25 protein-coding genes are annotated in these 23271 nt (G+C 71.5%); 7 read left to right on the top strand and 18 right to left on the bottom strand.

The annotated features are described in order from the left end of the window. Positions 1-11: 11 nt before the first annotated feature. On the bottom strand, positions 12-1157 hold the full coding sequence (locus tag ACZ63J_RS22280; protein ID WP_465402819.1) for an MFS transporter: 1146 nt from the start codon (positions 1155-1157) through the stop codon (positions 12-14). Between the two features lie 61 nt (positions 1158-1218). Between ACZ63J_RS22280 and ACZ63J_RS22275 the strand changes: the two genes are divergently transcribed. Further along, on the top strand, positions 1219-2157 hold the full coding sequence (locus ACZ63J_RS22275; RefSeq protein WP_465402817.1) for an ArsR/SmtB family transcription factor: 939 nt from the start codon (positions 1219-1221) through the stop codon (positions 2155-2157). A 48-nt stretch (positions 2158-2205) separates the two neighbouring features. Beyond that, complete coding sequence (locus ACZ63J_RS22270; RefSeq protein WP_465333693.1) at positions 2206-2841, top strand: MBL fold metallo-hydrolase; 636 nt, start codon at positions 2206-2208, stop codon at positions 2839-2841. 20 nt (positions 2842-2861) lie between these two features. Here ACZ63J_RS22270 and ACZ63J_RS22265 read toward each other — a convergent pair whose 3' ends face one another. Further along, on the bottom strand, positions 2862-3806 hold the full coding sequence (locus ACZ63J_RS22265) for an SDR family NAD(P)-dependent oxidoreductase (protein WP_465402815.1): 945 nt from the start codon (positions 3804-3806) through the stop codon (positions 2862-2864). Between the two features lie 90 nt (positions 3807-3896). Between ACZ63J_RS22265 and ACZ63J_RS22260 the strand changes: the two genes are divergently transcribed. Further along, a complete protein-coding gene (locus ACZ63J_RS22260) occupies positions 3897-4550 on the top strand; it encodes a TetR/AcrR family transcriptional regulator (RefSeq protein ID WP_465312946.1) in 654 nt (217 codons plus the stop codon). Positions 4551-4575: 25 nt separating this feature from the next. Here ACZ63J_RS22260 and ACZ63J_RS22255 read toward each other — a convergent pair whose 3' ends face one another. From ACZ63J_RS22255 to ACZ63J_RS22245, 3 genes are all read right to left on the bottom strand, one after another. Next, positions 4576-5271, bottom strand: a complete 696-nt coding sequence (locus ACZ63J_RS22255) for a DUF2334 domain-containing protein (RefSeq protein ID WP_465312945.1) — start codon at positions 5269-5271, stop codon at positions 4576-4578. 74 nt (positions 5272-5345) lie between these two features. Continuing rightward, the gene (locus ACZ63J_RS22250) at positions 5346-5810 is read right to left on the bottom strand and encodes an NADPH-dependent FMN reductase (RefSeq protein ID WP_465312944.1); all 465 of its coding nucleotides are present in this window, start codon (positions 5808-5810) and stop codon (positions 5346-5348) included. Then, positions 5731-6735 carry a phosphoribosylaminoimidazolesuccinocarboxamide synthase gene (locus ACZ63J_RS22245; RefSeq protein ID WP_465402813.1) on the bottom strand — a complete coding sequence of 335 codons (1005 nt, stop codon included), beginning with the start codon at positions 6733-6735 and terminating at the stop codon, positions 5731-5733. The genes ACZ63J_RS22250 and ACZ63J_RS22245 overlap by 80 nt, the downstream gene beginning before the upstream one ends. Before the next feature lie 47 nt (positions 6736-6782). Between ACZ63J_RS22245 and ACZ63J_RS22240 the strand changes: the two genes are divergently transcribed. Further along, positions 6783-7589 carry an SAM hydrolase/SAM-dependent halogenase family protein gene (locus ACZ63J_RS22240; RefSeq protein ID WP_465333683.1) on the top strand — a complete coding sequence of 269 codons (807 nt, stop codon included), beginning with the start codon at positions 6783-6785 and terminating at the stop codon, positions 7587-7589. On the opposite strand, the gene ACZ63J_RS22235 is transcribed toward ACZ63J_RS22240, so the two are convergent. From ACZ63J_RS22235 to ACZ63J_RS22180, 12 genes are all read right to left on the bottom strand, one after another. Next, positions 7472-8353, bottom strand: a complete 882-nt coding sequence (locus ACZ63J_RS22235) for an MOSC domain-containing protein (RefSeq protein WP_465402811.1) — start codon at positions 8351-8353, stop codon at positions 7472-7474. The genes ACZ63J_RS22240 and ACZ63J_RS22235 overlap by 118 nt on opposite strands. Before the next feature lie 43 nt (positions 8354-8396). Further along, positions 8397-9137: an amino acid ABC transporter ATP-binding protein gene (locus ACZ63J_RS22230; protein WP_465402809.1), complete on the bottom strand. Its 741-nt coding sequence runs from the start codon at positions 9135-9137 to the stop codon at positions 8397-8399. Further along, complete coding sequence (locus tag ACZ63J_RS22225) at positions 9131-9889, bottom strand: amino acid ABC transporter permease (RefSeq protein WP_465402807.1); 759 nt, start codon at positions 9887-9889, stop codon at positions 9131-9133. Before ACZ63J_RS22225 ends, ACZ63J_RS22230 begins: the two co-directional genes overlap by 7 nt. Continuing rightward, positions 9890-10660 (bottom strand): ABC transporter substrate-binding protein, encoded by a 771-nt coding sequence (locus tag ACZ63J_RS22220; RefSeq protein WP_465402805.1) that lies wholly within the window; start codon positions 10658-10660, stop codon positions 9890-9892. Beyond that, entirely contained in the window at positions 10657-11439 is a 783-nt protein-coding gene (locus ACZ63J_RS22215; protein ID WP_465402803.1) for an ABC transporter substrate-binding protein, read from the bottom strand. Before ACZ63J_RS22215 ends, ACZ63J_RS22220 begins: the two co-directional genes overlap by 4 nt. A gap of 1 nt (position 11440) precedes the next feature. Further along, the gene (locus ACZ63J_RS22210) at positions 11441-12265 is read right to left on the bottom strand and encodes a substrate-binding periplasmic protein (RefSeq protein WP_465402801.1); all 825 of its coding nucleotides are present in this window, start codon (positions 12263-12265) and stop codon (positions 11441-11443) included. A 150-nt stretch (positions 12266-12415) separates the two neighbouring features. Then, the gene (gene purB, locus ACZ63J_RS22205) at positions 12416-13843 is read right to left on the bottom strand and encodes an adenylosuccinate lyase (RefSeq protein WP_465402800.1); all 1428 of its coding nucleotides are present in this window, start codon (positions 13841-13843) and stop codon (positions 12416-12418) included. A gap of 56 nt (positions 13844-13899) precedes the next feature. After that, positions 13900-15252, bottom strand: a complete 1353-nt coding sequence (locus ACZ63J_RS22200; protein WP_465402798.1) for an N-acetylmuramoyl-L-alanine amidase — start codon at positions 15250-15252, stop codon at positions 13900-13902. A 3-nt stretch (positions 15253-15255) separates the two neighbouring features. Beyond that, entirely contained in the window at positions 15256-16110 is an 855-nt protein-coding gene (locus tag ACZ63J_RS22195; protein ID WP_465402796.1) for a DUF4380 domain-containing protein, read from the bottom strand. Further along, the gene (gene dgoD, locus ACZ63J_RS22190) at positions 16104-17249 is read right to left on the bottom strand and encodes a galactonate dehydratase (protein ID WP_465402794.1); all 1146 of its coding nucleotides are present in this window, start codon (positions 17247-17249) and stop codon (positions 16104-16106) included. Before dgoD ends, ACZ63J_RS22195 begins: the two co-directional genes overlap by 7 nt. A gap of 14 nt (positions 17250-17263) precedes the next feature. Next, entirely contained in the window at positions 17264-17947 is a 684-nt protein-coding gene (locus tag ACZ63J_RS22185; RefSeq protein WP_465402792.1) for an SDR family NAD(P)-dependent oxidoreductase, read from the bottom strand. 14 nt (positions 17948-17961) lie between these two features. Beyond that, positions 17962-20004, bottom strand: coding sequence for a DUF8189 domain-containing protein (locus ACZ63J_RS22180; protein WP_465402790.1), 2043 nt, complete (start codon positions 20002-20004; stop codon positions 17962-17964). Positions 20005-20128: 124 nt separating this feature from the next. Here ACZ63J_RS22180 and ACZ63J_RS22175 point away from each other — a divergent pair, with 124 nt between their 5' ends. From ACZ63J_RS22175 to ACZ63J_RS22165, 3 genes are read left to right on the top strand one after another with little or no spacing between them, the layout of a single operon-like run. Next, positions 20129-21043, top strand: a complete 915-nt coding sequence (locus tag ACZ63J_RS22175) for a sugar kinase (protein WP_465402788.1) — start codon at positions 20129-20131, stop codon at positions 21041-21043. Further along, positions 21040-21657 (top strand): bifunctional 4-hydroxy-2-oxoglutarate aldolase/2-dehydro-3-deoxy-phosphogluconate aldolase, encoded by a 618-nt coding sequence (locus tag ACZ63J_RS22170; protein WP_465333664.1) that lies wholly within the window; start codon positions 21040-21042, stop codon positions 21655-21657. Before ACZ63J_RS22175 ends, ACZ63J_RS22170 begins: the two co-directional genes overlap by 4 nt. After that, positions 21650-22648, top strand: coding sequence for a lactonase family protein (locus ACZ63J_RS22165; protein ID WP_465402786.1), 999 nt, complete (start codon positions 21650-21652; stop codon positions 22646-22648). The genes ACZ63J_RS22170 and ACZ63J_RS22165 overlap by 8 nt, the downstream gene beginning before the upstream one ends. Here the strand turns inward: ACZ63J_RS22165 and ACZ63J_RS22160 are convergent. Further along, positions 22637-23257, bottom strand: coding sequence for a hypothetical protein (locus ACZ63J_RS22160; RefSeq protein ID WP_465402785.1), 621 nt, complete (start codon positions 23255-23257; stop codon positions 22637-22639). The genes ACZ63J_RS22165 and ACZ63J_RS22160 overlap by 12 nt on opposite strands. Positions 23258-23271: the final 14 nt, after the last annotated feature.

Below are 23271 nucleotides of genomic sequence, written 5' to 3'. Positions count from 1 at the left end.
GTCAGCCCAGGTTACGACGTTACTGACATCGTGCCAATAGCTCGCGCGGGCTTCCGCACCAGCATTCCACCGGCGATCGCCGAGGCAAAGACACCGAACAACGGAGCGACCCACAACGGCAGCACCCCGACGGCCAGCGACCCCAGCCCGAAGCCGGCCGCCTGCACCGTGAAGCTCAGCGAGAACCCCGCCGACCTGCGGTTCTTCGGCAGCAGCCGTTGCAGGTTGACTGATGTCGCAGCGACCAGCGGCCCGGTGCACGCGCCGATCACCGCCACCGACCCGATCAGCCCCGGCCAGCCGAGGTCCGCCGCGAGGGTGAGGCCACCGACGATGAACCCGCCGAGGAACAGCCGCGCGTCGCCGGTCTTGCCCCGCCACGCGTAGAGCGCGCTGCCCGCGATGCTCGCCCCGCTCAGCACGGCGATCACCACCGGCGCGGCGGCCTCGGGCGCACCGAGGCGCTGGACCAGCGGCAACGGCGCGACCTCGATCGTCGACAGCAGCAGCCCGACGGTGAACGCGCAGCACAGCCACGGCAGGTAGGCGCTCACCGGCACCCGTCCGCCTTCGGCGCCGGATTCCACCCGTTCGCGCTCACCCTCGCGGCGCGGCACGAGCGCGGCGGCGGCCACGCAGGCGACGGCCATCGCGGCGAGCGGGACGAACGTGCCGGCCAGGTCGAGCAGCGCGACCAGCGCCGGACCGCCGATGAGCACCCCTTCGAGGATCATCGCGTCCACGGAGATCGCCCGCGGCAGCAGCGCGTCGTCGACGGTGTCGGCGAGCAGCGTCCGGAAGCCGCCCGACAACGCTCCCGCCGTGGCCCCGGGCAGCAGGACGAGCCCGAGCAGCACGGCGTTCGGCGCGTCCGCCGCCGCGGCCACGGCCAGCACGACGAAGCCCACGGCGGTCAGGACCAGCAGCGCCGGCAGGCCACGGGCCGGCCCGACCCGGTCGATCAGCCGCCCGACCGGCACCGCGCCGGCCATCTCGGCCACGACGTAGACCGACATCAGCACCCCGCCGAGGCGGTACGAGCCGGTCGTCGCGGTGGTCAGCAGGGTGAACGCGAGCGGCGCCATGGTCGCCGGCAGCCGAGCGAACTGGACGCCCGCCGACCAGCGCCAGTAGGCGCGATGGGTGAACAACGACATGTTCGTAACCTCGCGTGTCCCCTGGCCGAGGCACACTTATTCGGGTGAGAGCGAATCGCCGATGATCGAGCTGATCCTGACCGCGGCCGGCGCCCAACGAGTCCGCTTCGCGATCTCGCCGCTGGAGGAGGTGCTGGGCGCCGTCCAGACGCTGCTCGGCGTCCGCACGCACCCGGCCCACCTGCCGTGGGTGTCCGGCGCGCCCGACGTCGACGTCCCGGAGCTCGCCGCGGTGCTCAGCGCCCGGCACTACCTCACCGAGTTCCTGAGCCCGCCGCCCGACGGCCCGGAAACGACCGCCGAAGCCCAGCTGCGCGCGGTCCGCGCGACGCCGCCGCACCAGGTCGCCCTGGAGCTCGCGATGGTCGACGCCGACGTGAGCAGCCTGCCCGCCGACCCGGCGGCCGCGCGCGACCTGCTCGCCGACCAGCTCGAGACGGTCTGGCACACGATGCTCGCACCGCAGTGGCCTCGCCTGCGCGAGCTGCTGGCGGCCGACATCGCCCACCGGACGCGGGTGCTCGGCGAAGGGGGCGTCGCGACGATGCTCGCCGAGCTCCACCCGCGCGTCCGCCTGACCGGGACGTCCCTGCTGGTGGACGTCCGGTCCCGCGAACGGCTGGAGATCGACTCACGCGGGCTGCTGCTGATCCCGGCGGTGTTCGCCTGGCCGAACGTCGGTGTGGTCACGGTTCCGCCGTGGCAGATCTCCCTTCTCTACCCCGCTCGGGGTGTCGCCTCGTTGTGGACGTCGGTCACGACTCCGCCGGAGCCGCTGACCGAGGTGCTCGGCCGGACCCGGGCCCTGCTGCTGACAACGCTCGACCAGCCGGCTGCGACGACCGACCTCGCCCAGCGCCACGGCCTGGCCCCGGCGACGGTTTCGGCGCACCTCACGGCGTTGCGCGGGGCCGGGTTGCTGGCCTCGGAACGCCGGGGTCACCGGGTGCTGTACCGGCGGACGGAGCTGGGCGACGCGTTGCTCACGGGCAAGATCTGACGAACTGGGACTAGGCTGGAATCGACCACCCCCTAAGGAGAATCATCAATGCGTATCGTCCATTTCGGACATGCCTGCGTGCTGGTGGAGACCGGCTCGGAGCGGATCCTGATCGACCCGGGCACGTTCTCCACGGACTTCGAGGGCGAGCGTGAGCTGTCCGCCGTGCTGATCACCCATCAGCACTTCGACCACCTCGACGTCGAGCGGCTGCCGAAGGTGCTCGAAGCCAACCCCGGCGCGAAGCTGATCGTCGACCCCGGCTCGGCCGAAGCCGTCGAGAAGCTCGGCGTGCCGTTCGACATCGCCAACGTCGGCGACTCCTTCGCGATCGGCGACACCTCCCTCAAGGCCGTCGGCGGCGAGCACGCCGTCATCCACAGTGACATCCCGGTGATCCCGAACATCGGCTACCTCGTCGACGACGGCGCGTTCTACCACCCGGGCGACTCGTTCTTCGTGCCCGAGCAGAAGATCGACGTCCTCGGCCTGCCGACGGGCGCGCCATGGCTCAAGGCCGGCGAAGCCGTCGACTACCTGCGCGCGGTGGCGCCGCGGATCGCCGTGCCGATCCACGAAGCCGTGCTCGCCAACCCGGCCATGCACTACGGCCTGTTCGGCAATCTCGCGCCGGAGGGCACCGAGCTCAAGGTGCTCGACCGTGGTGGGCTCACCACCGTCTGAACCCCGTGCGGCGTGCCCGCTCAGGACCTCGAGTCCGCCGGCACGCCGCACAGTTCGGCGGCGTCACGCCACAGCTCCTCCTCTCGCCCCTCGTCGTAGGACTCCTTCGACGACGGCACCACCCGGCCGCGATCGAGGTAGGCCCCGGACTCCGCGGGCCGCGGCCCGCCCATGGCCGCGGCGAGCTTCGCCCCCGCCGTCCGCGGGCTCGACGCGATCGGCGTCGCCCACAACGCCGGCATCAGCCACCGAAAGCCGAAGCGCTGGATGGCGCTCGCATCCCGCACCAGACCCGTGCCCGGCACCAGCCCCGGCGTGTAGGCGTAGACGTCGACGTTCGGCAGCCGCCTCGCGAGCGCGTGCACGAGGTACTGCACCCCGAGCTTGCTGGTCGAGTACGCCCGGCGGCCCGCGTCGAGGGTCTCCGCCTCCGGCCCGCTTCCCGGCGTGGCGAGGCTCCGCGCGCTGGTCCAACGCGGCGCTGGCACCAGGCCCAGGTTGTGCCGGAAGTCGCCGAAGTGCGACTCGCTGCCGGTCACGACGATCCGCGCACCCGGCTCGAACCGGTCGGCCAGCAGGCGGATCAGCAGGTAGTTCGCCAGGACGTTGATCCCGAAGGTGGCCTCGAAGCCGTCCGCGGTGGCCTTAGTACTAGAGGCCATCTGGACACCCGCGTTGGCCAGGAACCCGGTCAGCGGCGGAATCTCTCCCGCGTCGAGGCGCTTTCGCACGGTTTCCGCCGCCGCGCGCACCTCCGCGAGCGAGCCGAGATCGCAGGAAACCGCCTGGACGTTCGGGTTTCCGGTGCGCGCCGCCAGGTCCCGCGCGACCCGCTGACCGGCGTCCCCGCGCACGGTAATCAGGAGCAGCTGGTCCGGGTGGTCCCGGAGCAGCCGTTCGGCCGCGGCCAGGCCCAAGCCCCGGCTCGCGCCGGACATCAGCAGTGTCTTCGTCGGTTCGGTCATGTCATCGCTCCCTCACTCGAACAGGTACTCGATTCGAACTGGTACTCGGTACCGTAGCGCACTCGATACCAGTTGCGCTAGTGTGGGGGCATGGATCAACGCCCTTCGCTGCGGGAACGCAAGCAGAAGCAAGCTCGCGAGCAGATCGTGGAAGCGGCCTTCGCCCTGTTCGCGGAGCGCGGCTTCACCGAGGTCACGGTCACGGACATCGCGGAGCGCGCAGAGGTGGGGCGTACGACGTTCTTCAGATATTTCGGCGACAAGCAGGAGGTGGTGTTTTCGGACGAGCAGCAGCTGCTGGATCACCTGGCGGAGCGGCAGCGAGCGTTGCCGGGTGGCGCGCCACAGGACCTGTCGACGGCCCTCGACCAGGTCCGCGGGCTGGTGCTCGATGTCTGCGCCGAGGCCACCGCGGACATCGCGCACTACGAAATGCACCAGCGGCTGCTGGAGCAGAACCCGGAGCTCAGGGAACGCAGTGCGCGGAAGATGCAGCGGTTCGCCGAACTGGGCGAGGCGATCCTGCTGGAGCGCGGCACTCCGCGGGAAGTCGCGGTGCTGGCCGCGCAGATCGCGGTCGCGTGCTACCAGGCCGGGAGCCGGCTCGCCGGAGCCGAAGCCCCGGCGTTGGCGCCTGCGGTCGACGTCGCCTTCGGGCAGCTCGACGTGCTCCTGGACAGCCGGCCGGCCCACAGCCCGGCAAAACGATCAGTGGACAGGCCTGATCGCACCCTTGTTGATTGAAAACTCCAGAGAGAAGCGGTAGCGGTCAGGCCGCCACCGCGCGCAGCGAGCCGTAGGTGGCGCCGAACGCGCGGTTCTCCAGCGCGACGTCCACCGCGTCGAGCAGGGCCTGGCGGAGGCCGGGGCGGGTGAGGTCCGTCGCGTCGACCCCCAGCCGGACCAGCCCACCCCGGCGAGCTGCGCGCGCGGAGGCGAGCACGAGCGCGAAGCAGCGCACCGTCTCCGTGCGATGGGACTGGCTGGTGAACTCCTGCACCCGGGCGCGGCGCACCTCGCCGGTGACGAGGTCGCGCACCGCGCCGAGGTCCGCGCACAGCCGGAACCCGTGCTCGGCCAGCGCCTGCAGCGTGCCCTGCGAGGCGATCCACCGCGGCGGCGCGAAGCCGTCGACAGTCAGCCCGGCGGCGTCCAAAGCGGCCTTCGCGGCGATGAGCCGGAGCCGGGCCTCGTGCGCCGGCAGCGTGGCGAACTCCGCCTTCTTGCCCAGGTACACCGTGCGGTGCGTGGGCGTGACGGCGTGGTCGTAACCGTGCAGCAGCACGGAATCACCGCGGCGGGCGCGGGTGCGCACCCACTCCGTCACCGGGCCTTCGCCGGTGCGAGCGGCGTGCAGCACCGAAAGCGGCACCTTGCGGCGGTCGAGCTCGGCCGCGAGGTCGGCGCACCGGTGCAGCGTGCGCGGGGTGATTCCCGACAGCGAAACCAGCAAGCGAGCGTCCACGCCACCATTGGGACGCACGCGTCTGACGCACGCGTGAACTGCGCAGAACGGGCGGCCGACACTTGCCGGAAGGGTCAGCCGCCTTCGCGGAGGCGCTGCACCGCCACCGCGATCCGGCCACGCAGGTCGGGGTCGGCGACCTGGCCGTCGGCGACGTCCACGCGTGAAATCGGAATCCGCACGCACGCCTCGTCGACGATGCGCGCGCCCGCGTAGGTCAGGACCTTGCGGAGCGAGTCGTGAGCGTCGCGGCCGCCGGTCGGGGCCGCGACCGAGGACGCGTTGATCCACGCCACCGGCTTGCCGTAGATCTCGCCGCCGCCGACGGTCCAGTCGAGCAGGTTCTTGAAGGACCCCGGCAGCCCGCCGGCGTACTCCGGCGTGCAGATCAGGACGGCGTCGGCCGCCTTGATCGCGGCGCGCAGCTCCGCGACGGCGGGGTGCAGGGGGTCGTGGTCGTCATCCGGGTTGAAGTGCGGCAGGTCGCCAAGACGGGGATAGGTCGTGCTCGCGGTGAGCGTCGCCACGGTCCCCAGCACCGCCGCATTGCCGGAGCCTGCCCGCAGGCTGCCGCAGATCAGCAGGATCACGCAGCCAGTCTGCCAGGGAACGCCCGGTGATGCGGTGGCATGCCTCGAGGTACCGCTCGCGCGTGGCGGTCACCACCTCGGGCGGCAGGGGCGGCAGCGCGGAGACGCAGTCCCAGCCGGACGCCGGGCCGACGAGCCAGTCGCGCACCTGCTGCTTGTCGAACGACGGCCGCTGACGGCCGGGCCGGAGGGCGCCGGCGAGCCAGTAGCGCGCCGAATCCGGCGTCAGCAGCTCGTCCGCGAGCACGAGCCCGCCGTTCCTACCGAGGCCGAACTCGAACTTCGTGTCGGCCAGCAGCAGGCCCTGCTCCGCAGCCCGTGCGGCGCCGCGGCGGTACAGCTCGAGCGAGGCCTCACGGACCTCCTCGGCGAGCCGGTGGCCGACGATCTCCGCGAACTTCGCGAAGTCGATGTTCACGTCGGGTTCGCCGGGCCGGGTCTTGGTGGACGGCGTGAAGATCGGCTCGGGCAGGCGGGCCGACTCGGCCAGCCCGGCCGGCAGCGGGACCCCGCACACGGAGCCGGACCGACGGTAGTCCGCGTAACCGCGGCCGGTGAGGTGACCGCGGACGACGGCCTCGATCGGCAGCATGTCGAGCCGTTCGACGAGCAGCGCCCGGCCGCGGACCTCGTCCGGGATCCCGGGTCCGTCGTAGGCCACCAGGTGGTTCGGGAGGACGTCGGCCAGTTCGGTGAACCAGAACACGCTCATCGCGGTGAGGACATGGCCCTTGTCCGGGACCGGGGTGGGAAAGACCTGTTCGAAGGCGGAAATGCGGTCGGAGGCGACGAGCAGGAGGAGGTCGTCGCCGACTTCGTAGAGGTCGCGAACCTTGCCGGGAACGAGCTCCCGGCATGCGGGGAGGGGGGTCACGCGCTGAACCCTAACGGGCACGCTCCGCCACCATGGATGATGCTGGCATGGCGTACGACTGGATCTCGGTGACGACCGACTACGGCCTGCGCGACGGCTTCGTGGCGGCCTGCCACGGCGTGATCGCGCGGCTGGCGCCCGCCGTGCGGGTGATCGACGTGACCCACGAAGTGCCGCCCCAGGAGATCCGGCACGGGGCGATGGCGCTGGCCCAGACGGTGCCGTTCCTGCCGGAGGCGGTGCACGTCGCCGTGGTCGACCCGGGTGTGGGCACGGCTCGGCTCGGGGTGGTCGTCGTGGCCGAAGGCGGGCTGCTGGTCGGGCCGGACAACGGCCTTCTGCTGCCCGCCGCGCAGGCGCTCGGCGGGGTGCGGGCGGCGTACGAGCTGGCTGAGCCGTCGCTGCGGCTGGCGGTCACGTCGGCGACCTTCCACGGCCGGGACGTCTTCGCGCCGGCGGCCGCGCACCTCGCGCTGGGTGTCGCGCCGGCGGACTTCGGCGACCCGGTGACCGACCTGGTCGTGATGCCGGAGCCGTTCGTGGCGGCGTTTCCCGGGAAGCTGGTGTCGGAGGTGCTGACCGTCGACCACTTCGGCAACGTCCAGCTGGCCGCGACCCCGGCGGACCTCGAGCTGTCCGGCCTGTCGGGCGCGGTTTCCGTGCACAGCGAACGGGTCGCGGTCACCACGGTGCTCGGGCGGACCTTCGCGGACGTGCCTGCCGGGGCGAGCGTGCTCTACACCGATTCGGCCGGCCGGCTGGCCGTCGCCGTCAACGGCGGCTCCGCGGCCGACGTGCTGGGGCTGGGCCCCGCCCAGGAATGCACGATCACCTCGTCGCCCACCGCGACCTGACCCGGTCGCAGCACCGCGGCCTTCATCCCGAAGATCACCCCGCCGTCCGGGTGACGCCGGTAGGCGGCGAGCGTGCGGATCGGCTCGGGGCCGGCCTTCTCGCCGGTCTCCTGGTCGACCATCGGCACCGTGCAGCGCACGCATTGCTTGGCGTAGCCGAACATCGCGGTGCCCACGGACATCGCGCGGACTTCGTCCTCAAGGTGCGGCTCGACCCAGCCGGAGACGATCACGTTGGGCCGGAAGCGATCCATCGGCACGGGCTCGGCTCCTCGTTCGAGGATGCGCGAGTTCAGTCCGTCCAAAGAGGACTCCGAGGCGACGAGCAGTGCGTGGCCGTCGGCGAAGGCGGCCGTGCCCGGGGTCTCGCCGCTGGTGACGCGCTCGTGGTCCGGCGCCACCCCGATCAGCACCGACGGCAGGCCGAGGAGGTCCGAGAACCACTCCGCGGCCTCGGCGCCCTGGTGGACTCCGGTGCCGTGCCAGGAGAACGTCGAGCCCGGGTGCCGCGGGCCTTCGCGCCGGACGTCGAGGACGAGGTCGTCGAGGCCCGGCGCGGACAGCGACAGCCGGTCGCCGAGCACCCGGGGCCGGACCGACGCCAGGACCGGGTAGCGGCGCTGGCTGCGGAAGTCGCCGTCCGGGGCGACGACCTGGAACACGCGGTCGTGGGCCAGGCCGGCCGGCCCGACCTCGGCGGCCGGCACCGAAGTGCCGGCGCAGCCCTTGACCGGGTAGTACGTCAGCCGCGCGATCCTCGCCATGCCCGCAGGCTACCCGGGGCCCGGCCGCCGAAGCCCGCGCTTTTCAGAGCACCTGGGAGAGGAACCGCTGCAGGCGCGGGCTCTGCGGTGCGTCGAAGATCTGGGCCGGCGAACCCTGCTCGACGATCTTGCCCGCGTCCATGAAGGCCACCTCGTCGGCGACACTCCGCGCGAAACCCATCTCGTGGGTGACGACGACGAGCGTCAGCCCGCGTTCGGCGAGGCCCGCCATCAGGTTCAGCACGCCCTTGACCAGTTCAGGATCGAGGGCGCTGGTGGCCTCGTCGAACAGCATCACCTCGGGATCCATCGCCAGGGCCCGGGCGATGGCGACGCGCTGCTGCTGGCCGCCGGAGAGCGCGCTCGGGCGGTACGGCGCCTTGTCCGCGAGACCGACGTCGGCGAGGCGGGCGCGGGCGATCTCTGTCGCCTCCTCCTTGCCCAGCTTCTTCACACTCCGCAGCGGCAGCACGATGTTGTCGAGCACACTGCGGTGGCCAAACAGGTTGAAGTGCTGGAACACCATGCCGACACGCTGGCGCAGCGCGTCGGGGTCGGCGTGGATCACCGACTCGCCGTCGAGGAGCAGGTCGCCGGAATCGGGCTCCTGCAACCGGTTCACGCACCTCAGGAGGGTCGACTTGCCCGAGCCGGACGGGCCGATCACGCAGGTCGTCTTCCCGCTGGCCACCTTGAGGTCGACCCCGCGCAGGACCTCCAGCGTGCCGAAGCGCACGTGGACGTCGCGCAGTTCCACACTGGACGACCGGACTGCCGTCACCACGTCATGACCCTCCCTCCGGCGCCGAGCTCCACCGGATCGGTCTCGTCCACCCGGACCTTGCGGCCGGTCCGGAGCTTCTTGTCGATGTAGTTGACCAGGTGCGTCAGCGGCACGGTGATCACCAGGTAGACGAACCCGGCGGCGACCAGCGGCGACAGGTTGCCGGTGTTGGCCGCGAGGTCCTGCCCGATCCGGAACAGCTCGCGCTGCTCGGACAGCAGGCCGAGGAAGTACACCAGGCTGGAGTCCTTGATCAGCGCGATGAACTGGTTCACCAGCGCCGGCAGCACCCGCCGCACGCCCTGCGGGATGACCACCAGCAGCATCGCCTTGCTGTAGCTCATCCCCAGCGCGCGGCTGGCTTCCAGCTGTCCTTTCTCGACGCTCTGGATGCCGGACCGGAAGATCTCGCCGATGTAGGCGGCCGCGATCAGGCTCAGCGCCAGGATGCCCAGGGGGTACGGGTTGGTGCCGACGACGTCGCGCGCGAGGGTGCCAAGGCCCTGGCCGATCACCAGGATGGTCAGGATCGCCGGCAGGCCGCGGAAGATGTCGGTGTACACCCGCGCCGGCCAGCGCAGCCACGGCTTGGTGGACAGGCCCATCACCGCGACGACCATGCCGAGCACGATGCCGATCAGCGCGGACGTCAGCGCCAGGATCAGCGTGTTGAGCAGGCCGGTCTTCAGCAGGTCCGGGAAGACCTGCCAGATGTACTCCCAGTTGAAGAAGGTGTCGAGGAACTGGTCCATCTACTGCCCCGGCTTGAACTCGGCGGGCACGGGCGCGGTCGGCTCGAAGCGGTCGTGCACCTTGAGCCAGGTGCCGTCGGCGACGACCTTCTTGATGCCGTTGTTGATCTTGCCGATCAACTCGTTGTCGCCCTTCTTGAAGGCGAAGCCGTGCGGGATGGTGGTGACGACCGATTTGGCGACCTGGAGCCCGGCGTTGTTCTTCGCATAGTCCTCGGCGGTGGCCTGGTCGAACACCGCACCGTCGACGGCGCCGGTCTTGAGTGCGCTCAGCGCCGCCGCGTCGTTCGGGAACCGGACGGCCTGCGCGGTGGGCGCGTTCGAGCCCAGCCAGGTGTCCGAGACCGTGCCCTGGACCACACCGATCCGCTTGCCGGCCAACGAGTTCTCGTCGGTGATGCCGGCGGTGTTCCTGGCCGCGATGCCCAGGGCCTGGTAGTTGTACGGCGCCGAGAAGTCGACTGTCTTGCGCCGGGCGTCGGTCTGCGCGATGGCCGAGCTGCCGATGTCGAAGGTGCCGTTCGCGACCTGGCCGAGCAGCGACGAGAAGTCTGTCGCGACGAACTCGACCTTGAGGCCCTCCTGCTGCGCGATGGCCTTCAGCAGCTCGTTGTCGAACCCGGTGAAGGTGCCGTTTTCCTGGTAGGCGTTGGGTTTCGAGTCGCTCAGCGTGCCGACGCGCAGGGTGTCCGACGCGGTGTCGGCGCCGCCGCACGCGGTGAGCGCGGCCAGCAGGGTCGCGGTGACGGCTGTGACGAGTGCCTTCCTCACGCTCCTCCTCCCGAGAACCCGGCCGGCACCGGGACGGACGGGAGGAACTGCTGGTGCAGCTTCAGCCAGGTGCCGTCGGCGATGACCTGCTTGAGCCCGTCGTCGATCTTGCCGAGCAGTGCGCTGTTGCCCTTCTTCACCGCGAAACCGTGCGGCACGTCGGTGACGAAGCTCTTCACCACGACGAGCCGGGCGTCCGGGTTGTCGGTGACGTTCTTCTCGGCGATGCTCTGGTCGAGGATGTACGCGTCGACGGCGCCGGTCTTCAACGCGGTCAGCGCGGCCGCGTAGTCGGGGAAGCGCACGGCCTGTGCGGTGGGGACCGTGCTGGTCAGCCAGTGGTCGCCGACGGTCGCCTGGATGACGGCGACCCGCTTGCCGGCCAGCCCCTTCTCGTCGGTCACCGGCGTGCCCTGCTTCGCCTGGATGCTCATCGTTTCGAAGTCGTAGGCCGCGGAGAAGTCGACGGTCTTCTTGCGCTCGTCGGTCTGCGCGATCGCCGAGCTGGCGACGTCGTAACGGCCGGACGCGACCTGTCCGAGCAGGGCGGAGAAGTCCGTCGCGGCGAACTCGAGCTTCAGGTTCTGCTTGACCGCGATGGCCTTGAGCAGCTCGTTGTCGAAGCCGGTGTAGTTGCCGTCCTTGAGGAAGATGTTCGGCGGCGCGTCGCTGAGGGTGCCGACGCGCAGGGTCGCGGAAGCGGCGTCCGAGCCACCGCCGCACGCGGTGAGCGTGGCGACGAGGGCGGCGGCCAGACCGGTGAGCAGAAGCTTCTTCACGTCAGACCCCCGGATTCGTGACGAGCAGGCCGGGGCCGCCCTGCTGGAGTTCCTTGGACAGCGGCGTGTTCTTGTAGAACTGCGCGTAGATCCGCGCGACCGTGCCGTCGGCGATCGCCTTGGTGAGGCCGTCGTTGAGCTTCTTCAGCAGGTCCGTGTTCTTCTTCGCGACGGCGAACGCGGACGGGGTGTCCTTGTCCTCGACGGTGTAACCGAGCTCCAGCGGGACCGCCGGGTTCTGGTCGAGGTACTTCTGGCCGATGTCCTGCGGCACGACCCAGCCGTCGAGCGTGCCGTTCTTCAGCTGCGCGAAACCCGCGTTGTAGTCCGGGAAGCGGACGACCTGGGCGCTCGCGACCTTGCCCGCGAACTCGTCCTGGACCGAGCCCTGGACCACGCCGAGGCGCTTGCCCGACAGCGCGCCGGCGTCCTTGAGGTTCGCGCCCTTCGCGGTGACGACCGTGGTGAAGCCGGTGTTGTAACCGTTCGAGAAGGCGACGGTCTTCTTGCGCGCCTCCGTGCTGGAGATCGTCGAGCTGCCGATGTCGAACTTGCCGGTCGCGACGCCGGCCAGCAGGCCGGAGAACTCGGTGCCGACGAACTCGACCTCGAAGCCTTCACGCTTCGCGATGTCGCGCAGCAACTCGTTGTCGTATCCGGTGAACCGGCCGTTCTCCAGGTAGATCGACGGCGGGGCGTCGCCCAGGGTTCCGACGCGCAGGGTCTGGCCGGCGGCGGAGGTGTCCGAGCCGCCGCACGCGGCCAGGGTCAGCGTCAGCGCGCCCGCGGTGACGACGGCGGCGATTTTCGACAGCGTGGATCTCATCGCTTCTTCCATGGTTGATCGCGCACGGGGCGCGATGAATGCGCGCCAGGCCGCGGGATGGGCGGCCCGGCGCTCCGGGTTCAGCGATCGAGATTAGGGATTTGACCCGTTGGTGTGGATTCGTTCCAGTCCGTGGACTGGTGCGTCAGCTCACAGGATCGGCTGGGGCGCGTAACCCGCGGCCTCGGGGAACCGCTCGAGCACCTGCGCGACGCGCTCGGCGACCTGCGTCACCTGGCGCCCGGCCGTGCCGGTGAACGAAATCCGGTCGGCGAGCAGCTTGTCCAGCTCACCGCGGTCGAGCGGGATGCGGTCGTCGGCGGCGAAGCGGTCGAGCAGGTCGTTCTCCGCGCGGCCTTCCCGCATCTCCAGCGCGACGGCGACGGAGTGCTCCTTGATCGCTTCGTGGGCCGTCTCACGTCCGACGCCGGCGCGGACCGACGCCATGAGCACCTTCGTGGTGGTGAGGAACGGCAGGTAGCGATCAAGCTCACGCTCGATGACCGCCGGGAAGGCGCCGAACTCGGCCAGCACCGTGAGGAAGGTCTCCAGCAGGCCGTCGAGCGCGAAAAACGCGTCCGGCAGCGCGACGCGGCGGACGACCGAGTCGGAGACGTCACCCTCGTTCCACTGGTCGCCGGCCAGCTCGCCGATCATCGAGAGGTAGCCGCGCAGCACGACGGCGAGGCCGTTCACGCGCTCGCACGAGCGGGTGTTCATCTTGTGCGGCATGGCGGACGAGCCGACCTGGCCGGGCTTGAAGCCCTCGGTGACCAGCTCGTGGCCGGCCATCAGCCGGATCGTCTTGGCCACGCTGGACGGCGCCGCCGCGATCTGGACCACGGTGGAGAGCACGTCGAAGTCGAGCGAGCGCGGGTACACCTGGCCGACACTGACGAACCGCCGGCTGAAGCCGAGGTGCTGCACCACGCGGTCTTCGAGATCGTCCAAAGTGGACTCGTCACCGAGCAGGTCGAGCATGTCCTGCGCGGTGCCGACCGGGCCCTTGATGCCGCGCAACGGGTACCGGCCGATCAGGTTGTCGAGCCGCTCGAAGGCGACGAGCAGCTCGTCGGCCGCCGTGGCGAACCGCTTGCCGAGGGTGGTGGCCTGCGCGGCGACGTTGTGCGAGCGGCCGGCCATGACCGTGTCGGCGTGCTCGACGGCGAGGGCGGCCAGCCGGGCCAGCACGGCCGCGACGCGGGTGCGCACGAGCTCCAGCGAACGGAGCTGCTGCAGCTGCTCGACGTTCTCGGTGAGGTCACGCGAGGTCATGCCCTTGTGGATGTGCTCGTGGCCGGCGAGCGCGCTGAACTCCTCGATGCGTGCCTTGACGTCGTGCCGGGTGACGCGCTCGCGCGCGGCGATCGACTCGAGGTCGACGTTCTCGAGGACGCGCTCGTAGGCCTCGACGACACCGTCGGGCACGTCGACACCGAGGTCCTTCTGCGCCTTGAGGACGGCGATCCAGAGCTGCCGCTCCAGGACGACCTTCTGCTCCGGCGACCAGAGCCGGACCAGCTCCGGCGAGGCGTAGCGGGAGGCGAGCACGTTCGGAATGCGGGGCTTGTCCGTCACGACCTCACGATACCCGGGCTGGTGGCGGCCCCCGGCAGGGCCGCCACCTGCGGGTACTACGGCAGGACCCGGACGTCGGACGCCTTCGCGTAGACGACCCGGTGGTTGTAGGAGAGCTGGACGTACTTCGTGGCGCCGGTCACGAGCGTGTGGTTGGCAGGCACGTTCGCCGGGTCGAACCGGGCGTAGTAGTTCTCCGCCTGGAACGTGCCGGTCACGACGTAGCTCTGCCCCGCCGGGAGCGTCCAGGGGATCGGCGCGACCGTCCACAGCGAGTTGAACGGGATCTCCGCCGGGTACTCCGGCTGCTCCGGGAAGGCGCGGCCGTACAGCGGCACCGACGTGACGCCGGTGGGCGCGGTCACCCGCTCGGCACGGGCGGGCACCGCCACGCAGTGGCCCGGGTTGGCGAACCAGGCCTCCTGGCCGCCGTACCAGATGGCGGTCCAGTCACCCTGCTGACCGGCGAGCGCGTACGTCCGGCCGGCGACGGCCTTGTCGCCCCAGTCGTCGATCGCCGTTGTGCCGGGTGAGCCGTCCGGGTGCACCACCGGGTCGGTGACCAGCGGTGAGTTCGCGTCCGGCGCGGTGTGCAGGGGGACGAAGTTCGCGCCGTGGGCGGGCAGCGGCGTGCAGACGCCGGTCTTGTCGCAGCTGGTCATCGCGGGCTGGTTGGTCGTGTAGTCCGGGTTGATCGTGACGGCCTGGCTCGCCGGTCCGCCGGTGGCCCGGATCGGCGCGCCGAGCAGGTCCATGTAGTGCGCCCAGTCCCAGTACGGGCCCGGGTCCCAGTGCACGGCCGAGAAGTTCAGCGTGCGTTCCCGCGAGACGTCTTCGTGCCCCAGGATGTGCTGGCGGTCCAGCGGGATCTGGTACTTCGCCGCCAGGTAGCGCACCAGGTCCGCGGAAGCGCGGTACATCTGCTCGGTGTACCAGGTGCCGCCCTGCGCGGCGATGCCCTCGTGCTCGATGCCGATCGAGTGCTCGTTCATCGTCCAGTTGGCGGCGTGGTACGCGATGTCCTTGGTCTGCACCATCTGCGTGACCTGGCCGTCGGACGACCGGATGACGTAGTGCGCGCTCCCCACCGACCGGGGGTCCTGGAACGTCGCGATGGCCTGGTCGTACGGGCTCAGCGTGCTGGTCGGCAGGGATTCGGTGTCGTGGATGACGATGTACCGGATCCGGTTGCCGTCGGCCGGCCGGTTCGCCGGGTCGTAGTTGCCGTAGTTGTTGGGTTTGCTGTGGTCCGCGGACGACCAGTCGTAGGCCGCCGGGACGAACCGGCAGTCCAGGTTGGTGGGACACTCGGGGGGCGGAGTGTCAGCCGCGTGCGCGGTGACTGGGACCGTGGCCGCGATCGCCAGCGCGAACGCCGCCGCGACAAGGGTTCTGCCTGTGAAGGTCACGCGTCATGAAACCAGAAACGGGCCCACCGTGGCGCGGATCGTCAGGCTCGTGAACGCGCCGGGCGCGAGCGTCGTCAGCGGGCCGAGGACCTCCAGCTCGACGATCCGCGCCGGCGGGTCGAGGTCGCCGAGCGACGCCAGCGGCTCGGGAAGCGGGTGCTCCAGCCAGATCTCGAGCGGCGAGCCCTCGTCCGGGTACTCGCCCGCTGGGTCGACGTCGAACGCGAGCGTCAGCGGCCCGTACGTCACCCAGCCCGCCGTTCCCGGGACGCCCAGCTTGCCGACGACGTCCTGGGGCGGCACGACCAGACGGTCACCGTCCACTGTGTACTCAGGGGTGCCGGTTCCGGCGACCAGCGCGACGACGCCGGGCCGCCGGAGGCCCGCGGTCACGATTTCGCCGCCGGGCAGCTGGGTGACGTTCCACAGGGCCCAGCGGACCGGGTGTGGGCTGGTGTTCTCCGCGGACAGCCGCAGCTCGTACCCGTCGTCGAGGATCGTGACGGCGCGGGTCAGGCGCAGGCCGGTTCGCGGGTCCGGTGCGCTGGTCATGGTCACCGTGTCGCCATCGGTCACGGCGGTGTACGGACCCGAGTCGAGCACCGGGTCGGGCGGGCCGGGCCACTGGCCGGGACCGTCCCAGCCCTGCGGGGCGGGCCAGGTCTTGTCGCCGCCGTAGTTGACCCAGTCGCCCATCCGGCCGGAGTTGGGGGCGTAGGCGCCGCGCAGGTCGTCGCCGAGCAGCGCCGGGTTGCGCCACAGCAGCTCGCGGCCCTGGTACCGGACCGACAACAGGCGGCCGCCCAGCTCCGGGACCAGGCCGAGCCGCAGGTCGCCGCGCTCCAGCCAGGTCACCATTCGGCGAGACCGCCGTCGTCGTGGCGCCAGACCGGCGAGCGCCACGCGTGGCCGATCTCGTCGGCGCGGCGGACGGCGGCTTCGTCGACCTCGATGCCGAGGCCGGGCCCGAGCGGGCGGGCCGCGTACCCGTCCCGGAAGGCGAAGATCGAGGAGTCCACGAGGTACTGGTGCTCCTGGCCCTCGTGGTAGTGCATGCCGACGCTCTGCTCCTGGATCAGGAAGTTCGGCGTGGCGAACGCGACCTGCAGGGACGCGGCCAGCGAGATCGGGCCGAGCGGGCAGTGCGGCGCCAGCGACGCGCCGTACATCTCGGCCAGCGCGCCGATGCGCCGTAGCTCGGAGATGCCGCCGGCGTGGGACGGGTCCGGCTGCAGGACGGCGACCCCGGCGTCGAGCACCGGCTTGAACTCCCAGCGCGAGTAGAGCCGCTCGCCGACCGCGATCGGCACCGTCGACGCCTCGACGACCTTACGCAGCGCGTCGCCTTGGGTCTCCGGGAGGATCGGCTCCTCGACGAACATCGGCTGGACGTCTTCGAGGAGCTTGACCAGGCGGCGGGCCATCGCGGGTGAGACGCGGCCGTGGAAGTCGATCGCGAGGTCGCGGTGCGGGCCGAGCGCCTCGCGGGCTTCCCACGCGCGGGCCACCGCCGCCTCGGCCTCGGCGGGGGACGCGATCGCCGTCAGCGGGCCGGCGACGTTCATCTTCACCGCCGTGAACCCGGCCTCGACCTGCGCGGTGACGGCCTCGCGGATGCCGGCCGGGCGGTCGCCGCCGACCCAGCTGTAGACGCGGACGCGGTCGCGGACCGGGCCGCCGAGCAGCTCGTGCACCGGTGCGTTGCGGACCTTGCCGGCGATGTCCCACAGCGCGTGGTCGAAGCCGGACAGCGCGCTGGAGAGCACCGGGCCGCCGCGGTAGAAGCCGCCGCGGCGCAGCACCTGCCAGTGGTCCTCGATGCGTAGCGGGTCCTGGCCGATCAGCAGCTCGGACATCTCGTGCACGGCGGCGCGCACGGTCTCCGCGCGGCCCTCGACCACGGGCTCGCCCCAGCCGCTGATCCCCTCGTCGGTGCTGACCTTGAGGAACAGCCAGCGCGGCGCGACCAGAAACGTTTCAATGCCGGTGATCTTCACCCGTTGTCCCCCATCTACGCGGAATCCTTGGCGGCGGACCAGCCACCGTCGACGGTCAGCTCGGCCCCGGTGACGAACGACGCCGCGTCCGAAAGCAGGAAGGCGATCACGTCCGCGACCTCGGCCGGCCGCCCGAGGCGTCCCACCGGCGTCGCGCGGGCGCTGCGTTCGCGGTCCTCCGGCGAGATGCGGTTCCAGGCCTCGGTGAGCACCGGCCCGGGCAGCACGGAGTTGACCCGCACGTCGGGGGCGTACTCCACGGCCAGCTGCCGGGCCAGCGCGACCTGCGCGCCCTTGCTCGCGGCGTACGCGGGGTGGCCCGGCAGGCCGAAGTGCGCGTGCACCGAGGAGACAAGCACCACCGCGCCGCCGCGGGTCCGCAGCGAGGGCAGGCAGGCCTTCAGAGCGAGGTAGGTGCCGGTGAGGTTGACGTCGAGCTGGCGGCGCCACCCGTCGAGGCCGAGCTCGTGCAGCGGCCCGGTGCTGGGCACGTAGGCGTTGCTGACCAGGGCGTCCACCTCGCCGATGTCCGCCCAGGTCGCCTCGTCGGCGACGTCGCCCCGGATCGGGACGACGCCGTCGGGGAGTTCGGCGATGTCCACGCCGAGCACGCGGTAGCCGTCGTCGAGCAGCTTCCGGGCCGTTGCCAGCCCGATCCCGGACGCCGCTCCGGTCACCACCGCCGTACGCGTGGACATCGCCTGCTCCTTCGTCAGAACTTCGCTACGTGGACATGGTCGTCCGGTCCGCGGGCGGCGAACCACAGCGACGCGCCGTCGGACGCGGCGCCGAGGGTTCCCACGATGCTCCCGCTCGGGTACTCCGGCCGCTTGAACCAGCCCGCCCAGGAGCCGGACCAGTCGTTGGCCCACAGCGAGTAGTCGCTCGCGGACGCGGTGAGCGCGACCTTCGCGCCGACGGCGACCAGCGTGGGGCTGCTGCTGACCGTGCCGCCGATGCCGGTCCAGTCCGACCACGTGTCGCCGGTCTTCGTGCGGGCCCAGACGCTGTCGTCCGCCGTGCGGACCGCGACGACCGTGCCGCTGGTGGACGTCGCCGCGCCGGGCCGGCCGTAGATCGGCTTGCCGCCGGGCGCGCCGAGACCGGACCACTGACCGGCGCTGGTCCGCTGCCAGACCTGGCCGTCGGCGCCGCGGACGAAGACCGTCCCGTCGGTGGTCACGGACGGCGAGTCGGTGAGCGTGCCGCCGAGCCGCTTCCAGTCGCTCCAGCGCTTCGAGTAGCTCCGCTGGTAGAGGGCGTTGTCGAGCCCGCGGACGTAGACGTCGATGCCGGCGGACGTCGCGACCGCGGCGGGCTGGCCGAGGAACTTGCCGCCGACCTGACGCGGCCCGTCGAGGCCCTTGACCTGCAGGGAGCCGTTCTGGTCACGGAAGAACGTCACCGTCTTGCCGCCGGTGCGGACGATCGCCGGGCTGGCGGACGCGTCGCCACCGAGGTCGTCACCCGGGACGAGGTCGGTGCCGTGCAGGCGCAGGAACGCCGTGCCGTGCGCGGGCACGGTGACGGTGTACGAGCCGGTCGCGGTGCCGCGGTCGGCGCGGGCGCGCAGGTCGCGGACGGACACCCGGCCCTTGAGCCCGGCGTCGGCGAGGTTCAGCGTCATCTGCGTCGGCGCCTCACCGCGGTTGAGCAGCACCACGGCGCGGTCGCCGTCGCGGGAGAGGACCTTGCTGTAGGTGTCGGTGGTGCCGGTCGTCGCGACGCGGACACCCTGGGTGCCGAGGCGGTCCTGGTTGACCCCCACGATCTCCGGGTTCTTCAACGTGCCGATCATCGACGCCGGGAGCGTGCGCGGGTCCGAGCCGATGATCAGCGGGGAGGCCATCTCCGCCCACATGACGAGCTGGGTGGTCGACTCCTCCTCGTTGAGCTCGTAGGTGCCCTGCTCGGTCTTGCGCATCGGGATCAGGTAGTCGGGGTCGTTGTAGTGCCCCGGCCCGTTCGCCTCGGGGTGCGCGGCGTTGGCGTCCATGTTGCGCAGGACGTCCTTCCAGATCCCCTCGTACGGCGTGCCGAACGCGATGTCCGTGCTGGTGCGCCAGGAGTCGGCGACCAGCGGGCCGTAGCTGTAGGCGATGCCGGCGACCTGGTCGGGCCCGTGCGGGGTGCCCCACTCGTCGGTGACCGGGTTGCAGACGTTCAGCACCATCGGTCGGCCCGCCTTCGCGAGGGCCTTGCTGAACTGCGTGAACGCGTCGGCGGGCTTGAGGTTCTGGGCGATGCCGCAGAGGAAGTCGACCTTGACGGCGTCGAACTTCCAGCTCGCGAAGCGCTTGGTGTCCTGCTCGTAGTGGCCGCCGGAGCCGGCCGCGCAGTTCTTGCCGTCGGAGGCGCCCGCGTCGGTGTAGATGCCGGCCTTGAGCCCCTTGCCGTGCAGGTAGGTGACCAAAGTGGACAGTCCACTGGGGAACTTCGCGCTGTCCGCGAGGAGGTTGCCGTGCGCGTCGCGCGGGTCCGGGGCGGTCCAGCCGCCGTCGATCCAGACGTACCGGTAGCCGGCGTCGCGCAGGCCGCTGGAGACGAGGAAGTCCGCGACGGACTTGACCGACGCCTCGCTGGGCGCGCCGAGGCCGTAGTAGGTGTTCCAGCCCATGTACGGGGTCTTCGCGACCCCGCTGTCGTAGTAGTCGGGAGCGCCTTGGTCCACGGCCGGTGTTGCCTGTGCGGGGATCGCGATGGCGGTGAGCGCGGCTGCTGCCGCCGCTACGACCGCTAGGGATCTCTTGAGCATGTTGCCGGACACCCTTCTCCGATGAAACAGCGTCGAGCCAAGCCGGAGAGCAGCATGCCGGGGAGCGCGATCCTCCGTCAAGAATAAATCCTAAATTAAGATTTCACGCGCTATGCTCTCCCCGATGAACACCGAAGTCGTCACTCTCGGCGAGGCGATGCGGCTGCTGCTCGCCGAGCCCGGCGTCGCGCTGCGGCGCGCGCACACCTTCACCTCGTCCGTCGCCGGTGCCGAGACGAACGTCGCGGTCGGCCTCGCGCGGCTCGGGCACCGCGTCCGCTGGCTGAGCCGGGTCGGCGACGACCCGTCCGGCGCGCACGTGCTCGCGACCCTGCGTGCGGACGACGTCGACGTCTCGCGCGTCGCGGTTGATCCGGACGCGTACACCGGCTTCCTGATCCGGGACACCGAGACCGTCGAGTACCACCGAAGCGGCTCCGCGGCTTCGCGCCTCTCCGCCGCCTTCGTCCGCGAAGCAGGCCTCGACGGCGCGCGGCTCGTGCACGTCTCCGGCATCACGGCGATGCTGTCCGACGGGGCGCGCGAAGCCGTCGAAACGCTTTTCGCGCTCGCACGAGCTTCGGGCGCGTGGGTGTCCTTCGACCCGAACGTCCGGGTGAAGCTCGGCAAGCCGGACCGGTGGCGCGAGACCGTCGGGCCGTTGCTGACCAGGGCTGATCTCGTCTTCGCCGGCGAGGACGAGCTCGAACTGCTCGGACAGACGCCGGACGCGCTGCTCGCGGGCCGGGCGCAGACGGTTGTCGTCAAGCAGCGGGACAAGCTCGCGCGGGCCGTGACCGCGGACGGCTCGTGGTCGCAGCCGAGCCTGGTCACGCGGGTTGTCGACCCGGTCGGCGCGGGTGACGCGCTGACGTCCGGATACCTCTCGGCGTGGCTGCGCGGCGCCGAGCCGGCGGAGGCGCTGCGCGCGGGCGCGGCCTGCGCGGCGCTGGTCGTCGGCACGCGGACCGACCTCGAAGGCCTTCCGGACCGCGGCGAACTCACCAAGGCACTGATCGGCACGGAGGTGGACCGATGACCTATCGCTGGGAGATCACGGCGAACGCGCTGCGTCAGGGCGTGGTCGGGATCGTGCGCACGCACGACGCGGAGTCCGCGGTGGAGGCGGCCCGCGCGGCGCTCGAAGCCGGGCTGCGCTCGATCGAGCTGCCGCTGACCAACCCCGGCGCGCTGGACGCGATCTCGGGGCTCACCGCGGCCTATCCGGACGCGACGATCGGCGCCGGCACGGTGCTCGACGAGGCGTCGGCGGTCCTCGCGATCCGCGCGGGCGCGCGGTTCCTCGTGTCGCCGTCGGTGGACAGCGCGGTGATCCGCACCGCTCACCGGTACGGCGCGGCGGCCTTCCCGGGCGCCGGTTCGGTGACCGAGATCGTCCACGCGCTGGAAGAAGGCGCCGACGCGGTGAAGGTGTTCCCGGCTTCCGCGCTGAGCCCGTCCTGGGTGAAGGACGTCCGGGCGGCGCTGCCGCAGGCGCCGCTGGTACCCACCGGCGGCATCGCGCCCGAAGACGTGCCACGCTGGCTCTCGGCGGGCGCGGTCGCTTGCGGGATCGGCTCGGCGCTGACCCGCGGCACCACCGCGGAGATCTCCGCCCGGGTCGAGAAGCTGCTGAGGAGCGCGCATGGCTGAGCTGGTCTTCGTCGGGTGCTACACCGGAGAAGCGGGGAACGGCACCGGGATCACGACGTTCTCGCGGTCGGCTTCGGGCGAGCTGACGGAGGTCGCCTCACTGCCGATGGAGTCACCGTCGTGGCTGACGCGGCACCCGTCGCTGCCGGTGCTGTACGCGGCGAACGAGACGGCCACCGGCGCGGTGACGGCGCTCTCCTTCGACGGCTCGGGCGCGCTTTCGGTGCTGGGCACGGCCGAGACGGGCGGCGCGCACCCGTGTCACCTGGCGGTGACCCCGGACGGCCGGTTCCTGCTGTGCGCCAACTACACCGGCGGCAGCCTCGCGGTGTTCTCGCTGTCCTCCTCGGGCTCGATCGAGGCGCGGACGGCGCTGGTCCAGCACACCGGCACCGGCCCGGACGCGGACCGTCAGGAGGCGGCGCACGTCCACATGGCGGTCCCCGGCGACGGCATCGTGAGCGCGGTCGACCTGGGCACGGACGAGATCCGCAGCTACACGCTCCGATCCGACGGCTCCCTGGAGCCGCTGGCGGTGTCCTCCCTGCCGCCGGGCACCGGACCGCGCCAGCTGGTCCGGCGGCCGGGCACCGACCTGGCGTATGTGGTCGGCGAGCTGGCCGGGACGCTCGTGACCGTCCGCGAGACGTCGCCGGGCGCTTTCGAGGTGGTGTCGGTGACGCCGTCGACGCTTTCTTCCGTGACGCCCAACCTGGTGGCTCACCTGGAGCGGACCGAGACGCGCCTGTACGTGTCGAACCGAGGCCCGGACTGCGTGACGGAGTTCGCCCTCGACGACGCGGTGGCCGTGGCGGACCAGCCGTGCGGCGCGAACCCGCGGCACTTCGCCCTGGTGGACGGGACTTGTTACGTGGCGGCCCAGTCGGAGGACGCGGTCACGGCGTTCACGTTGACGGCGTCGGGTGACGCGGAGCTGCGCCGCTTCCCGACGGGCTCGCCGACCTTTGTCCTGCCGGTCTCACTGCCCTGAGCCGCATTCCGCGGGGAAGAGCAGCTCGCCGGCTTCCACGACGGCGCCGATCACACGCAGGTCGCCGTCCTCCAGGCGGACGGCCACCGGTGCGCCGCCGCGCCGCCCGGCGCTGTGGACGCCGGGCGGAAGCCGGCCGCCCAGGGTGCCGAACGCGACCGTGTCGGCGCCGTCGGCCAGGACCTCCCGGACGTCGAACCGCCAGTGCCGGTCCGCCTCCTTCCGGAGCACGGGCCACCCGGTGAGCGCGGGCCGGCGGGCCCGGACCTGCGCCGCGACCCCGCAGCAGAGGGGAGCCGCGGCGACGCGCGGGTGGTCGTCGGACGGGCGGAGCTCCATGGCGTGTGTCAGCAGGTCCGCGGCGATCACCCGGACGACCGGGGGCCCGTGTTCGACGATGTCCAGCAGGGCCGGCGCCGCGAACACCGCCGCGGGGTAGACCGTGCCGCTGTGCTCGTGGAGGAGCCCGGTGTTGGCCAGCACCGAGCTGGGCGCCGAAGCCTCGAGCACCGTCGTGGCCGCCGCCAGCTCGCGCAACGCGGGCCCGACGCTGTCCGGCTCGTACCGGCCGGGTGGTCCGGGAACGGCGTGCCAGTCCACTGCGGACACCACGACCTCCCTCG

It is taken from the genome of Amycolatopsis sp. NPDC104863 (assembly GCF_055582965.1).
This window is presented reverse-complemented; position numbering and strand designations above follow the sequence as displayed.